The sequence below is a fragment of the Novosphingobium sp. B1 genome (genome assembly GCF_900176395.1).
Lineage (GTDB): Bacteria > Pseudomonadota > Alphaproteobacteria > Sphingomonadales > Sphingomonadaceae > Novosphingobium.
Genome location: NZ_FWXL01000003.1, coordinates 229,743 through 242,477, shown reverse-complemented (window position 1 = coordinate 242,477; position 12,735 = coordinate 229,743). Strand labels below are relative to the sequence as shown.

The 12,735-nt window shown below is 63.7% G+C and carries 14 protein-coding genes and 2 pseudogenes; 10 read left to right on the top strand and 6 right to left on the bottom strand.

Annotated features, from left to right (window positions below; translation table 11 throughout):
* Positions 1-47: 47 nt before the first annotated feature.
* Genes B9A23_RS07010 through argC form a run of 3 tightly spaced genes read left to right on the top strand, consistent with a single transcriptional unit; the run spans position 48 to position 2,781 of the window.
* A complete protein-coding gene (locus tag B9A23_RS07010) occupies positions 48-1,430 on the top strand; it encodes a leucyl aminopeptidase family protein (protein ID WP_084278145.1) in 1,383 nt (460 codons plus the stop codon).
* Complete coding sequence (locus tag B9A23_RS07005; RefSeq protein ID WP_176217909.1) at positions 1,430-1,855, top strand: SH3 domain-containing protein; 426 nt, start codon at positions 1,430-1,432, stop codon at positions 1,853-1,855. Before B9A23_RS07010 ends, B9A23_RS07005 begins: the two co-directional genes overlap by 1 nt.
* Positions 1,852-2,781 carry an N-acetyl-gamma-glutamyl-phosphate reductase gene (gene argC, locus B9A23_RS07000; protein ID WP_084278143.1) on the top strand — a complete coding sequence of 310 codons (930 nt, stop codon included), beginning with the start codon at positions 1,852-1,854 and terminating at the stop codon, positions 2,779-2,781. Before B9A23_RS07005 ends, argC begins: the two co-directional genes overlap by 4 nt.
* Positions 2,782-2,913: 132 nt before the next feature.
* Here argC and B9A23_RS06995 read toward each other — a convergent pair whose 3' ends face one another.
* From B9A23_RS06995 to B9A23_RS06990, 4 genes and pseudogenes are all read right to left on the bottom strand, one after another.
* Positions 2,914-4,932: a TonB-dependent receptor domain-containing protein gene (locus B9A23_RS06995; protein WP_368655932.1), complete on the bottom strand. Its 2,019-nt coding sequence runs from the start codon at positions 4,930-4,932 to the stop codon at positions 2,914-2,916.
* A 79-nt stretch (positions 4,933-5,011) separates the two neighbouring features.
* Positions 5,012-5,077 (bottom strand): annotated as a pseudogene (locus B9A23_RS23520) (hypothetical protein); the annotation flags it as partial.
* 344 nt (positions 5,078-5,421) lie between these two features.
* Positions 5,422-6,003, bottom strand: a pseudogene (locus tag B9A23_RS23515) (TonB-dependent receptor plug domain-containing protein); the annotation flags it as partial.
* Positions 6,004-6,516: 513 nt separating this feature from the next.
* Positions 6,517-6,834 (bottom strand): 2Fe-2S iron-sulfur cluster-binding protein, encoded by a 318-nt coding sequence (locus tag B9A23_RS06990; RefSeq protein ID WP_084278142.1) that lies wholly within the window; start codon positions 6,832-6,834, stop codon positions 6,517-6,519.
* Between the two features lie 138 nt (positions 6,835-6,972).
* On the opposite strand from B9A23_RS06990, the gene B9A23_RS06985 reads away from it, so the two are divergent.
* The gene (locus B9A23_RS06985) at positions 6,973-7,590 is read left to right on the top strand and encodes a DNA-3-methyladenine glycosylase family protein (RefSeq protein WP_084278141.1); all 618 of its coding nucleotides are present in this window, start codon (positions 6,973-6,975) and stop codon (positions 7,588-7,590) included.
* Between the two features lie 38 nt (positions 7,591-7,628).
* Positions 7,629-8,432 carry an SDR family oxidoreductase gene (locus B9A23_RS06980; protein WP_084278140.1) on the top strand — a complete coding sequence of 268 codons (804 nt, stop codon included), beginning with the start codon at positions 7,629-7,631 and terminating at the stop codon, positions 8,430-8,432.
* 31 nt (positions 8,433-8,463) lie between these two features.
* Here B9A23_RS06980 and B9A23_RS23510 read toward each other — a convergent pair whose 3' ends face one another.
* Both B9A23_RS23510 and B9A23_RS06970 read right to left on the bottom strand, forming a co-directional pair.
* Positions 8,464-8,655 carry an NTF2 fold immunity protein gene (locus tag B9A23_RS23510; RefSeq protein WP_368655931.1) on the bottom strand — a complete coding sequence of 64 codons (192 nt, stop codon included), beginning with the start codon at positions 8,653-8,655 and terminating at the stop codon, positions 8,464-8,466.
* A gap of 161 nt (positions 8,656-8,816) precedes the next feature.
* Positions 8,817-9,107, bottom strand: coding sequence for a 4a-hydroxytetrahydrobiopterin dehydratase (locus tag B9A23_RS06970; RefSeq protein WP_084278336.1), 291 nt, complete (start codon positions 9,105-9,107; stop codon positions 8,817-8,819).
* 56 nt (positions 9,108-9,163) lie between these two features.
* Between B9A23_RS06970 and ccmA the strand changes: the two genes are divergently transcribed.
* The 5 genes from ccmA (at position 9,164) to B9A23_RS06945 (ending at position 12,614) form a co-directional block, all read left to right on the top strand.
* On the top strand, positions 9,164-9,739 hold the full coding sequence (gene ccmA / locus B9A23_RS06965) for a heme ABC exporter ATP-binding protein CcmA (RefSeq protein WP_084278138.1): 576 nt from the start codon (positions 9,164-9,166) through the stop codon (positions 9,737-9,739).
* On the top strand, positions 9,736-10,398 hold the full coding sequence (gene ccmB, locus B9A23_RS06960; RefSeq protein ID WP_084278137.1) for a heme exporter protein CcmB: 663 nt from the start codon (positions 9,736-9,738) through the stop codon (positions 10,396-10,398). Before ccmA ends, ccmB begins: the two co-directional genes overlap by 4 nt.
* A 77-nt stretch (positions 10,399-10,475) precedes the next feature.
* Complete coding sequence (locus B9A23_RS06955) at positions 10,476-11,474, top strand: cysteine synthase A (RefSeq protein ID WP_084278136.1); 999 nt, start codon at positions 10,476-10,478, stop codon at positions 11,472-11,474.
* A 15-nt stretch (positions 11,475-11,489) separates the two neighbouring features.
* Positions 11,490-11,888, top strand: a complete 399-nt coding sequence (locus tag B9A23_RS06950; RefSeq protein ID WP_084278135.1) for a hypothetical protein — start codon at positions 11,490-11,492, stop codon at positions 11,886-11,888.
* 6 nt (positions 11,889-11,894) lie between these two features.
* Positions 11,895-12,614 carry a DUF4350 domain-containing protein gene (locus B9A23_RS06945; protein ID WP_084278134.1) on the top strand — a complete coding sequence of 240 codons (720 nt, stop codon included), beginning with the start codon at positions 11,895-11,897 and terminating at the stop codon, positions 12,612-12,614.
* Positions 12,615-12,735 lie beyond the last annotated feature (121 nt).

Genomic DNA, 12,735 nt, shown 5'->3' with positions numbered 1-12,735 from the left:
AATTCCTCTCGCAACGGGCCGCGCTCTGCGGCATGTCTCGATCCACGATGACCGACAAAAACGCACTGATCCAGCCAGATCGCGGCCAGCAGGCCACCGCCATCCACCTTGTCGACAAGGCGACGCTGCCGGACTTTCTCAAGGGTCTTAACGCGGGCCAACGCGCTTCCCTTGCTGCGCAGAAATTCGAAGGCGGCGGATATGAGCATGCCATCGTTCCCGACGGGGATGGCTGGTTCGTGGTGGCGGGCGTCGCCAATGTCGACAACCTCTCCTCGTGGTGCCTGGCAAAGCTCGCCGATGTGCTCCCGGGCGGAACCTATCGCCGCGCTGGCGGGGAGGCGGGCAAGGCGCTGCACGGATGGATAACCGGGCAATACCGCTTTGACCGCTACCGCAAGGATGCCAAGGACGCCGAACCGCGCATCCTTCTGACAAAAGAAGTCGCCCTGATCGAACCCGCCATCGCCGAAGCGACCGCAGTGCTGATGGTGCGCGACCTCGTCAACACGCCGGCCGAGGACATGGGGCCGCTTCAGCTTGAGGCCGAGGCGCGGGCACTGGCCAAGCAGCACCATGCCGAAGTCCATGTCTCGTCCGGCGATGCGCTGGAGCATGACTACCCCATGGTCCATGCGGTTGGCCGTGCGGCCGCACGCAGCCATGCTCCGCGCCTGATCGAGATGGAGTGGGGCGATCCCGCGCATCCCCGCGTGGCCATCGTCGGCAAGGGGGTCTGCTTTGATTCGGGCGGACTCGACATCAAGCCCTCGTCGGGCATGGCGCTGATGAAGAAGGACATGGGCGGCGCAGCTCATGCGCTGGCACTGGCGGGCCTGATCATGGCCATGGGCTTGAAGGTCCGACTGCACGTGCTTGTTCCTGCAGTGGAAAACGCGATCTCCGGCAACGCGTTCCGGCCCGGCGATATCCTGCGCTCGCGTGCCGGACTATCGGTCGAGATCACCAATACCGATGCCGAAGGACGGCTGGTGCTGGGCGATGCGCTGACCCGCGCAACCGAGATGAAGCCCGAACTGGTGATCGACTTTGCGACACTCACCGGCGCGGCCCGCGTTGCGCTCGGCCCGGATCTTCCCGCCATGTTCGCGCGCCGCAGCGAAACCGGGCAAGGGCTCATCGCTGCCGGGATCGAACGCGACGATCCGTGCTGGCAGTTGCCGCTGCACGAAGGCTATCGCGAATACCTCAAATCCGACGTGGCGGACCTGCAGAATTCGCCTGCCAATGGCTTTGCCGGTGCAAGCGTAGCGGCGCTGTTCCTTGATCGGTTCGTGGGCGAAGACCTTGATTGGGCACACTTTGATACTTTCGCCTGGCGCCCCGTAGGCAAGCCGGGGCGTCCCAAGGGTGGCGATGCCCTGGGCCTGCGCGCGGCATGGGGGCTGCTCAAGGCGCGGTATGGCTGATGCGGCACGGCTTGCCTGACAGCGCCGGGGCGGCTAATCGCCCGGCTTTCCTGCTGCGGGGACACCCTGAATTGACTGTCGAAGCCACGCCTCTCCCCACTGACCTGCCCACCGGCCAGCTTGTGCTGACGCGTCCGGCCGACCGTTCGGACAAGCCGCATCTGCCGGTGCGTGGCGATCTGGCGCACATCGGCCTCGCCGGGAAGTACTTCGTGCCGCACTACGCCGTGCCGATGCCGCACTGCGTGAAGTCGGACAGCGTCCTGCGCGCCGGCGGCAAGCCCGAGGCGCAAGAATTGCGCAGCCTGGCCGAGGGCGAGGTATTCGACGTGCTTGACATCGCCGGTGGCTGGGCATGGGGGCAGGCCCGGTCCGACCTGCTCGTGGGCTATGTGGAAATGAGCCAACTGGAAGCGGTACAGTGACGACTTCGGTATTCATCGACGGCGCCGCCGGGACAACCGGTCTCGAAATCGCCGAACGGCTGGCCGGTCGCAGCGAATTCGCCCTGATCGCGCTCGACGATGCGCGTCGCAAGGACGATGCCGCCCGTGAAGAGGCCATCAACGACGCCGATGTCGTGATCCTGTGCCTGCCTGATGACGCCGCCCGGGCGGCCGTTGCGATGATCCGCAACGATCGCACCAGAGTGATCGACGCATCGACCGCGTACCGTGTGGCAGATGGCTGGACCTATGGCTTTCCCGAGATCGTCGGGCGCGAGACTGTCGCGCAGGCCAAGCGCGTCTCGAACCCGGGCTGCTATCCCACCGGCTTCATCGCTCTTCTGGCGCCGCTCGTCCACAACGGCCTGCTGCCCGCAGCCTGGCCCTATAGCTGCAACGCGGTCTCGGGCTATTCAGGCGGCGGCAAGGCGCTGATCGGGCGCTTCGAGGAAGACACCGATATTGCCTGGCGTGGCTATGGCCTGACCTTCGGCCACAAGCATGTGCCCGAAATGCAGCGCTATACCGGCACGGCCATAGCGCCGCTGTTCAGCCCTGCCGTGGTCAACGCCCATCGCGGCATGGTCGTGGAGATTCCGTTGCCGCTGGGCGTGATGCCCGGCAACGTCCCTGCGGACCTGCTGCGTGCCGCACTGACGCAGTTCTATGATGGCTCGCCCGTGGTGACCGTGGCGCAGGAGCTTCCCGCAGATGGCGAGATGCTGATGCGCGCATCGATGGAACCATGGGACGGCCTTCGGCTGCATGTCATGGGCAGCGCCGATGGCGAGCAGGCGCGGCTGGTTGCGGTGCTCGACAATCTCGGCAAGGGGGCCAGTGGCGCCGCGGTGCAATCGTTGAACCTGATGTCCGGGCTCGACGAAACGGCGGGCCTGCGGCTCTAGAACGCTTCTAACGCTACATCGAAAGCGCCCCTGCGAAAGCGGGGGCGTTTTTCGTTGTGCGCCGCGCGCACGTTGCACAAAAAATGGGACGGCACCTCGCGATGCCGCCCCAGTTGGACACGTATCGAAACCTTAGAAGTCGGCCTGGAAACCAACCTTGAAGTAACGACCGAGAATGCCGGTACCGCCTTGGATCGGGTTGTAGAGGTGTGCACCATAGGTCACGACATCGACCGGCGGCATGTTGTCGAACAGGTTCAGCGCGGTGAGCGACAGCGTGAAGCGGTCGTTGACCTTGAAGCGCGTCTGCAGGTCGAACGTGATGTAGCGCGGTACATCGCATCCGGTCGGGCTGTAGCCCGGGTTCTGGCCGCAGTCCTTGTATTCGTCGCCCTGGTCCATTGCCGAGAGGTTGTAGCCACCGAAGTAATTGACGGTGGTGTTGACCTCGAGAGCGTCGCCGAACTGCAGGCCGTTCAGCCAGTACCCGTGCCACTTCGGCGTGCCCGAACCGGCGGTCAGGTTGAAGTTGCCCAACGTGCCGTCATAGCGCTCGATGCCACCACCGCTGTTGGTCAGGTCTGATTCCAGCTTGATGATGTAGCTGGCCTCGAGATGGCTGGTGAAGCGGATGTTGTCGGTCAGATTGACCTTGCCGTCGATCGCGAAATCAAGGCCCGACACCTTCTGGGTGTTGGCGTTGATCTGCTGCGCCTGGATGAAGGCAATGCGCGGCTTCGCGTTCGGGAAGTCCGGGCTGACAGCATCGGGGATGACGGTGTAACCATCCGGAATTGCCTGACCGCCGTAGTACGCTGCCAGAGCAGGCGAGTTCGACGGGGTGGTGATCACACCCGTCTTCTTGATGTTGTAGTAGTCCACCGAGAAGCTGAGGTTGCGAATCGGCTCGAAGAAGACGCCAGCGGTGAAGCTGCGCGACTTTTCAGGCTGCAGGTTCGGCGATGCCAGCGTGGTCTGCCCATACGATCCGGAGCGGATGTAGGTCGGGCAGGTGCTGTAGCCGTTCGGGTTGGCGGCCGTGGTCGCCCCGGTGTTGCAACCATACTGCGACAGGAACGCATCGGTGAAATTGCTCACCGAGTTGGTCACGAAGCCGGTCGTCGGCAGGGCATTGGCCTCGCCGAACGACGGAATGCGGAACCCGCGCGAGTAGGTGCCGCGGATCAGCAACTGGTCGATCGGCTTGAACTTGATGCCGGCCTTGGGCGAAAACGCATTCTGTCCGCTCGAATACTTGTCGTACCGTCCAGAAACGTTGACTTCGACCTGATCGATGATCGGCGCATTAAGTTCGGCAAAACCGGAATAGACCCAGCGGCTGCCCTTGGTGCCGAAGGCATTGAGCGTGAAGTAGCGCTGCGTCGGGCCGAAATAGTCGGGGTTGCCGGAAGGCGCATCGACCGCTTCGTAACGTGCGCCTGCGCCAACTGCCAACTGCAGCGGACCGCCGGGCAGTTCCATGAGGCTGGTGCCGAGCGTACCCTGGAACTGCACCTGATCCGAGGTCGCATTGAGAACCTGCGTCGGACGGATGAAGTCGTTCTGGGCCTGCGTGTTCTTCGACGGATCGGCGAAGTTGTAGGTGCCCTTGGCAATCGCCGACAGCAGGTTGGCGATGTAGACATAGCCTTCCTGGGTGCGCTGCAGGTCCGAATGCATCGCCGTCGCACCGAAGTCGAAGTTGATGCTGTCGGTCAGGTCGCCCTTGATGCCGACGGCGCCACGATAGGCACGGTTGCGCGTCTCGTTGAAGGTCGCCTGGTCGAACAGACGGCCCTGGATGCGGGCAAGCTGGCCCTGGCTGGCGAACGGGTTGTTCGGGTTGAGCGTGCCGTTGGTTGCGTTGCAGCCCGTGTTGAGACCGCTGGCGTCACCCACGCCGTTGGCGCAGACGTAAACCGGCAGCGTCAGAGCGAACGAACCGGCCGCACGCGTGGCCGAATTGTTCGAGGTCGAGAAGCCCGGGAACAGGATGCCGGCGTTGGCATTGCGCGAGATCGCTTCTGGCAGACCGGAATACGAAACCTTGCTCTGCAGGTAGTTGAACTCTGCATAGGCTTCGATGCTGTCGGTAACGGCGGCTGTGACACGTGCCGAAATGCCGTAGCGCTCGATTTCCGGCTGGATCACGCCATAGTTGCGCGTCAGGTCGATGGTGCAGGTGGACAGCGGCGCCGCAGGGTTGTCGGCAATCTGGCCCGGGGTCAGATTATAGGGGCTGTCGCAGCCGACGTTGTTCAACATCTGGAAGCGGCCGAGCGCGGTCGTGTTCGTCGGGTCGTAGGGGCGGACCATGAGCGGGCCACCGGCGCCGGTGAAGCTCGTCGCCGTCGGCGAGTTCACGCGGTCATCGCTGCCGCAGTCGCCCTCAGGGCCGCAAACGCCGCGCAGATCGTCCGTGTTGAACGGATAACCGCGGTCGCGGTTCATCAGCGCCTTGCTCTTGTAGTAGAAGCCCGAAACGTAGGCGTTGTAGCCGTTTTCCTCGATGTCGCCCACGCCAGCGGTCAGCGACAGGCGGTACTGGGCAGCATCGCCGCGCTCGGAAACGCCAGCCTCGCCGCGGGCGCGCACGCCCTTGAATTCGCGCTTGGTGATGATGTTGACCACGCCGGCGATTGCGTCGGCACCGTAAGATGCCGATGCACCGTCGCGCAGCACTTCGACGCGGTCGACGATGTCGTCAGGAATGGTGTTGAGGTCGACGAAGTTGCGCGAACCGTCGTCTGCCAGTGGGTAATAGGCAGCGCGCATGCCATCGAACAGGACCAGCGTCGAGTTCGTCGAAAGACCGCGCAGCGAGATCGCCGAGGCACCCGCGGCGAACGCGCCGTTGGCCGAGAACGAGTTGGTCAGCGCGGGGCCGTTGTTGGCCGCCAGCGACTGCAGACCTTCCTGCACGGTCGAAATGCCGCGCTGGTCAAGGTTCTGCGCGGTCACGGTGGTGACAGGCGATACGGTTTCGGTGTCGGTGCGGCGCAGGATAGAGCCGGTGACGACGATGGCCTGCGTGTCGCCGCAGCTCGGATCGTCTGGCTGCGTGCTGCAATCGACGCTCTGAGGCGCGGCTGTAGTGGTTGCGTCCTGTGCATAGGCCGCAGTGGAGATGAGTGCGAACCCGATCGCCAATGGCGTCGCGCCCGTACGGAGCGCGCAGAGATACTTGGTGGTCAAAATGGCAGTCCTCTTGTCCTGAACCACCGCCTTCAGGGAAATTGGAGGCGGGTCTTTCCCGTTGGCCAGCGCGCCCTCGCTAGGGGTGCTTTGCTGGCGAGCAGGGGAAAGCGGCGCTTCCTTGGCCTATGGAAATACTTCCTTTCAAACGAGAAGCACAACGAACCGCCGCAGCGCGTGGCGGCTGTGGTTATTTTGGCACATGGTATTGTTTATGAACGAAAATTCAGAAGTATAACGAGTTGTTACAACTGAAACATTCGGACACGATAGTGATGCATGTCACTAAAAATGTTGCGCCGTTCCACGCACAGAAGACGGCAATCTGTCGATTTGCGACGAATTGAGAGCGCTCCCAAAGCACTCTGTTCGTCGCAGTTTCAGCGCGAGCAAATTGGTTCCCGAAAAAATGGTGCTGGGCATTGGCCTTTGCGACCTTCTGCCCGAAGGGATCGCCGCGGCTAACGATCGCGCAGCAAAAAGGCCCGCGCTCCCTTAGGAGGCGGGCCTTCTTTCAAGCGGCGATATTTGCCGCGAAGATCAGTCTTCAGGTGCGATCGTCACGCGCAGGCCTTCAAGCGCCGAAGTCAACTGCACCTGGCAGGACAGGCGCGAAGTCTCGTTGCGGTGATCCGAGCTGTCGAGCAGGTCGTTCTCGTCCTCGCTCATCGGGGAAACCTTGTCGGCGAATTCCGGGTCGATATAGACGTGGCAGGTCGCGCACGAGCAGCAGCCGCCGCACAGCGCCAGCAGTTCGTCGAAACCGTTGTCGCGGATCGCTTCCATCACGGAAAGGCCGGCATCGGCCTCAACGGTCTTCTCTTCACCCGCACGATTGACAACCACGATCTTCGGCATCGTTCGTTCTCCAAATGCGGCGACGGGCTCAAAACGCAAACCCCGCGCCCCCTGTTCGCCTTTGGACGGGGCTGCTATCGCGCCCGTGAGCCTTTGGCAACTGTCCAAACCGGCCAAACACTGTTGCGGAGAATAAGGGTGGGGCTGACGGCCGAAGCGATTCGCGAGGGGCTTGACTACATCGCCATGCGCAGCCCCGAGATGGCGGGTGCGATTGCGCGCGTTGGCTGTCCGGAGCCGCGCATCCGTTCGACCGGATACGGCACGCTGCTGCGTACGATCGTCGGCCAGCAGGTCAGCGTGGCCGCCGCCGCATCTGTCTGGAACAAGCTCGAGGCGCTGCTGGGCGAGGACATTCCGCCGCATGACCTGCTCGCATCGGATTTCGATTCCCTGCGGGCGTGCGGCCTATCGCGCCAGAAGCAGGGCTATGCCCGAAGCTTGTGCGAACTGGTCGTCTCGGGCGAACTTGATCTCGAAGCGCTGCCCGATGACGACGAGGAAGCCATCGCCGAACTCGTCAAGATCAAGGGCATCGGGCGTTGGTCGGCGGAAATCTACCTGCTCTTTGCCGAGGGCCGTCCTGACATCTGGCCAGCGGGCGATCTGGCGGTGCAGGTCGGGCTTGGCAAGCTCCTCGGCCTTGCCGAACGGCCGAGCGAGAAGGAAACCCGCGCTCTGGTCGAGGACTGGCGCCCGCATCGCGGTGCAGCAGCGATCTTCACCTGGCATTGCTATAACAATCCGGCGCTGTAGTGTCCTGCTGACAGCAATGTGCGCAGGGGGAGGTGCCGATGGCACGCAAGACGATCTTCATCACCGGCGGCGCTTCGGGCATCGGGCGTGCCGTGGCGCAGCGCTTTGCGCAAGGCGGGTGGTTTGTCGGAATCGCGGACATCAACGAGGCCGGCATGGCCGAAACCGCCGCGCAGCTTCCCGCCGGGCAAAGCTCGTGCCACCGTCTCGACGTGCGAGACCGCGCGGCTTGGGATACTGCCCTGTCCGACTGTGCCAAAGCGGCTGGCGGGCAGATTGATGTCGTGTTCAACAACGCCGGCATCCCCATCGGCGGCGGCATTGTCGATCTGGCGCCCGAGGAGATCGAACGCACTCTCGACATCAATCTCAAGGGGGTGATCTTCGGCGCGCAGGCGGCGTTTCCGTGGCTGCGGGTGAGCGCGCCGGGCTCTTGCCTGCTCAACACTGCCAGTGCGGCGGGGATTTATGGCTCACCCGGCGCATCGGTCTATTCCGCGACGAAGTTCGGGGTGCGGGCGCTGACCGAATCGCTGGACGGGGAATGGGCCGAGGACGGGATCAAGGTGCGCAGCCTGATGCCCTCGTTCATCGAAACCCCGCTGCTCGACCACGCTCCCAACCGCGCCAGCAACGAGGACATCCGCACCCGCGTGCTCGGCGCAGGGCTTGAGATCACGCCGGTGAGCGAAGTGGCCGAGGCAGCGTGGGCGGCAGTGCATGGCGACAAGGTGCATACTTTGGTCGGCAAGACCGCGCGGCGGCTCGCGTTCGCCTCCCGCTGGATGCCGGGCGCTTTGCGCAAGCAGATGCGGTCAGGCGGGCGTCCGTTGGGGAAGTAGCGGCGCTACGTCCCTTCTGATTATGAATTGCTCACTTGTCGTGAAAAATGCGCAACACTTTGCCATTCCGGCGGCAAATCGAGATGTGTGCGACGCCGCCATCCAAGCCTCTCGGTAGCGAACCTGTCACTGTCCAGACACCCTCGCGGAGTGTAGCCTTGAAGGGTCGCTGCCTTTCAATCGGTTTGGTGCCGTAAATGGGCTTCAGGTAAATCATGGCCACTGACTTTGCCGTCTCTGCCGATCCCACAACGCCCGACTTGGGCTGAAATGAGGCGACATTTTCAGCGCAAGCGGCAGGTTCGGCACTGGCAACTTGTACCGATAGCAAGACGAGAAGCACGGACGAGCCATGCCTCAACCAACTGCTCCGTGAGGTGAGCTTCAAAGAAAGCCCTCCATCGCCCGTGCCATTGCCGCGTCCCTTGCCGACAAACCATCCGCGTCATGCGTCGTCAGCGTCACTTCCACGCGGTTGTAGACGTTGAACCATTCGGGGTGATGGTCGGCCTTTTCAGCGTAGAGTGCGACGCGGTTCATGAAGGCCCAGGCTTCCGAAAAGTCGCCGAAGCGGAAACTGCGGGTGATGGCGAGGCCATCATCGCGCAGGGACCATTGCGGCAGTTCGGCCAGCAGTGCGTCGCGTTCGGCATCGGTCAGGCGGGCAATCGGCATGTCTCGTCCTTCGGCATCCTTGGCAGGCCCTGCGCTTTCCCCTATCGCCACTTCCTATGCAAGAGTGCGGTCTCGTCGCCACGGATATTGCCTGCAGGCGCGGGGACCGGATCCTGTTCCGCGGGCTGTCGCTCAGCGTCGGGGCGGGCGAGGTCGTCCATCTGGCTGGTCCGAACGGCATCGGCAAGTCCAGCCTGATCCGCATTCTTGCCGGCTTGCTGCGGCCATTTTCGGGATCGGTGGAGCGCCACGGCGCATTGGCCCTGTCCGATGAAAGGCTGGCGCTTGATGGACACGAGCCACTGGAGAAGGCGCTCGCGTTCTGGCAGCGGATCGACCACTCGCCGCAATCCCATGCCGATTTCGGCCTTGCCGATCTGCTCGATGTGCCGGTGCGTTATCTTTCCACCGGCCAGCGCAAGCGCGCCGCCCTTGCCCGCGTGTCAGCCAGCGGGGCGCCGATCTGGCTGCTGGACGAGCCATTGAACGGGTTGGACACACATTGGTCTTGCATCGCCCAGGCAGCGATCAAGGCGCATTGCCAGGCCGGTGGTGCGGTAGTCATCGCCTCGCACCAACCCCTGTCGCTGGCCGCTGTGAAGATCGTCGAACTGCTGGATTTTCAGCCGTGATCGCAAAGCTCTGGCCGATCTTCGTGCGCGATCTGGTCCTCCTCACGCGCGGCGCGCAAGGACGGGGCGGGGCGGTGCTGCCGCTGCTGTTCTTCCTGGCCGTAGCGATGCTTTTTCCGTTCGCAGTCGGCCCCGACGCCCGCTTGCTGGCGCGCACCGGCGCAGGCGTGATCTGGGTGGCCGCGCTGCTCGCGGCGATCCTCCCGCTCGATCGTTTGGTGGAGCCCGACGTGGAAGCTGGCATGTTCGACCAGTGGGCATTGCGCGGCCTTGCCGAAGAAGCGCTGCTGATGATCCGGATCGTGGCGCACTGGCTCAGCTTCGGAGTACCGCTGATGCTTGCTGCGCCGATTTCGGCCGGCCTGCTTTCGCTCGATGCGCAGCAATTGTGGACGGTCGAGGTTGGTCTGCTGCTTGGCACGCCGGGTCTGGCCGCCATCGGCGTCACGATTGCCGCGCTGACAGCCGGGCTGCGTTCCGGTTCGGCCCTGGGCGGATTGCTGGCGATCCCGCTGGCAGTGCCGCTCCTGATCTTCGGGGCCGGTTCGCTGCAACCGGGTGGCGAGGGCGGCTTGCTGCTGCTGGGCGCGTGCAGCCTCGTCGCGCTTGCTGTGGCACCTTTTGCCGGCGGAGCGGCAATAAGGGCGGGGCGCGAATAGCGGCCCCGAGAAGGGCTTCTCCACCCCCAAGCGCAAATTCGTTGGCAATCTGGCAAAGTCTCCCTAACTCGGGGGCTATGACTGCACCTTCGATTTCAACCGATACCATCTCGCTCATCGGCAACACGCCGCTCGTCCTGCTCAAGGGGCCGAGCGAGGCGGCAGGCGCCGAGATCTACGGCAAGTGCGAATTTGCCAACCCGGGTGCCTCGGTCAAGGACCGCGCTGCCCTGTGGATCGTACGCGATGCCGAAGAGCGCGGCGTGCTCAAGCCGGGCGGCACCATCGTCGAGGGCACGGCCGGCAACACCGGCATCGGCCTGGCGCTGGTCGCCAATGCGCGCGGCTACAAGTCGGTCATCGTGATGCCCGAAACCCAGTCGCGCGAGAAGATGGACACGCTGCGGGCGCTGCGGGCAGAGCTGGTGCTGGTTCCCGCTGCGCCGTTCTCGAACCCGGGGCACTTCGTCCACACCTCGCGCCGCATCGCCGAGGAAACCGAAGGCGCGATCTGGGCAAACCAGTTTGACAACATCGCCAACCGCCGCGCCCACATCGAAAGCACGGCTCCTGAAATCTGGGAGCAGATGGAGCACCGCGTGGATGGCTTCACCTGCGCGGCCGGAACCGGCGGCACCATCGCGGGCACCGGCCTCGGCCTCAAGGCTTTTGACGAGAACATCACCATCGCGCTGACCGATCCCCACGGCGCCGCGCTCTATAACTATTATGCCAACGGTGAACTCAAGGCCGAAGGGTCGTCGGTCGCCGAAGGGATCGGGCAGGGCCGGATTACCGCCAATCTCGAAGGGGCCCCAATCGATACGCAGTTCCGCATTTCCGACGAGGAAGGCCTCTACTGGGTCGAACGGCTGCTGGCTGATGAGGGGCTTTGCCTCGGCCTGTCGAGCGGGATCAACGTGGCAGGTGCGGTGGCGCTGGCCAAGCAATTGGGCAAGGGCAGCCGCGTCGCCACGATCCTGTGCGATACCGGCTTCCGGTACCTGTCCTCGCTCTACAATCCCGAATGGCTCAGGGCCAAGAATCTGCCGGTGTTCCCATGGCTGGAGCAATAGGATAGAGTAGCGGTCATGGCGCTATTCGGCTTTCCGGCATCGAAGCAGGCACCGGCTCCCAGCGAGACGGAAATGGCCGCGCACAGCGCGCTTGCGCACGTTCCGCCTTCTACCCGTGAACTGCGATCGCAGGCGGTGCATCGCCTGCAGGTGGGCATGTTCGGGCTTGCCGGCATGTTGTTGCTGGTCAGCCTTGCCAATGTGATAATGGACCGCGCCAAATATATCGACGCTTCTGCGGTGAACACTGCCGCGCCCACGGTCGAGGCGAGCGAGACTTCGGCCAAGGACCCGCTGGCCGACATGGGCGTTGCCCCGCAGCTTCCCGTCAGTGCGCAGGAAAAGCCCACGGTGTCGATTTCCCCTGCGCCGCCGCCCAGTCCTGCGCCCACGGTGGCAGTTCCGAAGAACTGATCGGCAATGCGCCGGCGTTTCGTCATCGTCCTGGCGCTGGTCGCGGTGATTGGGGTGGCGCTCGCCTTCGCCGGATTGCGCGGGAAAGCGGACGACCGGCGCATTGGCCTGTTCACCAGCCTGCCGATCCTGTGGAGCGAAGCGGCTGAACTGAAGGGGCTGCTTGATCCGCCAGCAATGCCGCATTGGGCGCGCTCCGTGCTGGAAACCAACGGCAAGCTCGTGGCGCTGGATACCTTGCTCGAACTGCAGCACGTTGACCTGCTGGTTATCGCGCAACCACGGCCGCTCCTGCCTGAAGAGAATGTCGCGCTCGACGATTGGGTGCGCAAGGGCGGGCATGTCCTGTTGTTCGCAGATCCCATGCTGACACGGGAAAGTGCGTTTCCGCTCGGCGATCGGCGTCGCCCCCAGGATGTCGTGCTTCTGTCGCCGATACTGGCGCGGTGGGGGCTGCAATTGCGGTTCGACGATGCCCAGCCGCTTGGTGAGCGGGAAAGTCCGGGAGAGGATGTGCCGGTCAACCTGCCGGGGACGCTCGCGCCGATCGCCGGCGGGCATGAGGCGTCCTGCGTGATCGGTCAGGCGCTACTGGTGGCGCGCTGCCGCATCGGAAAGGGCCGCGCAATCATCGTGGCCGACGCTGCCTTGCTTGAGCCGAATGAGGACGAAGATTCGCGCTCGTCCAAGTTGCAGAAGCTGATTGGCGAAGCAGCCGGTATCTGATCACGTTATGTTCGCGGGAATTCGCGGGCAACTTCCCAAGAACCAAAGAACATCGCAGCTTGGGCAAGCAATTCGTGCCCATTTTTAGGGCGGACTATGGTTAGCGCAGCGGTAAGAGGTC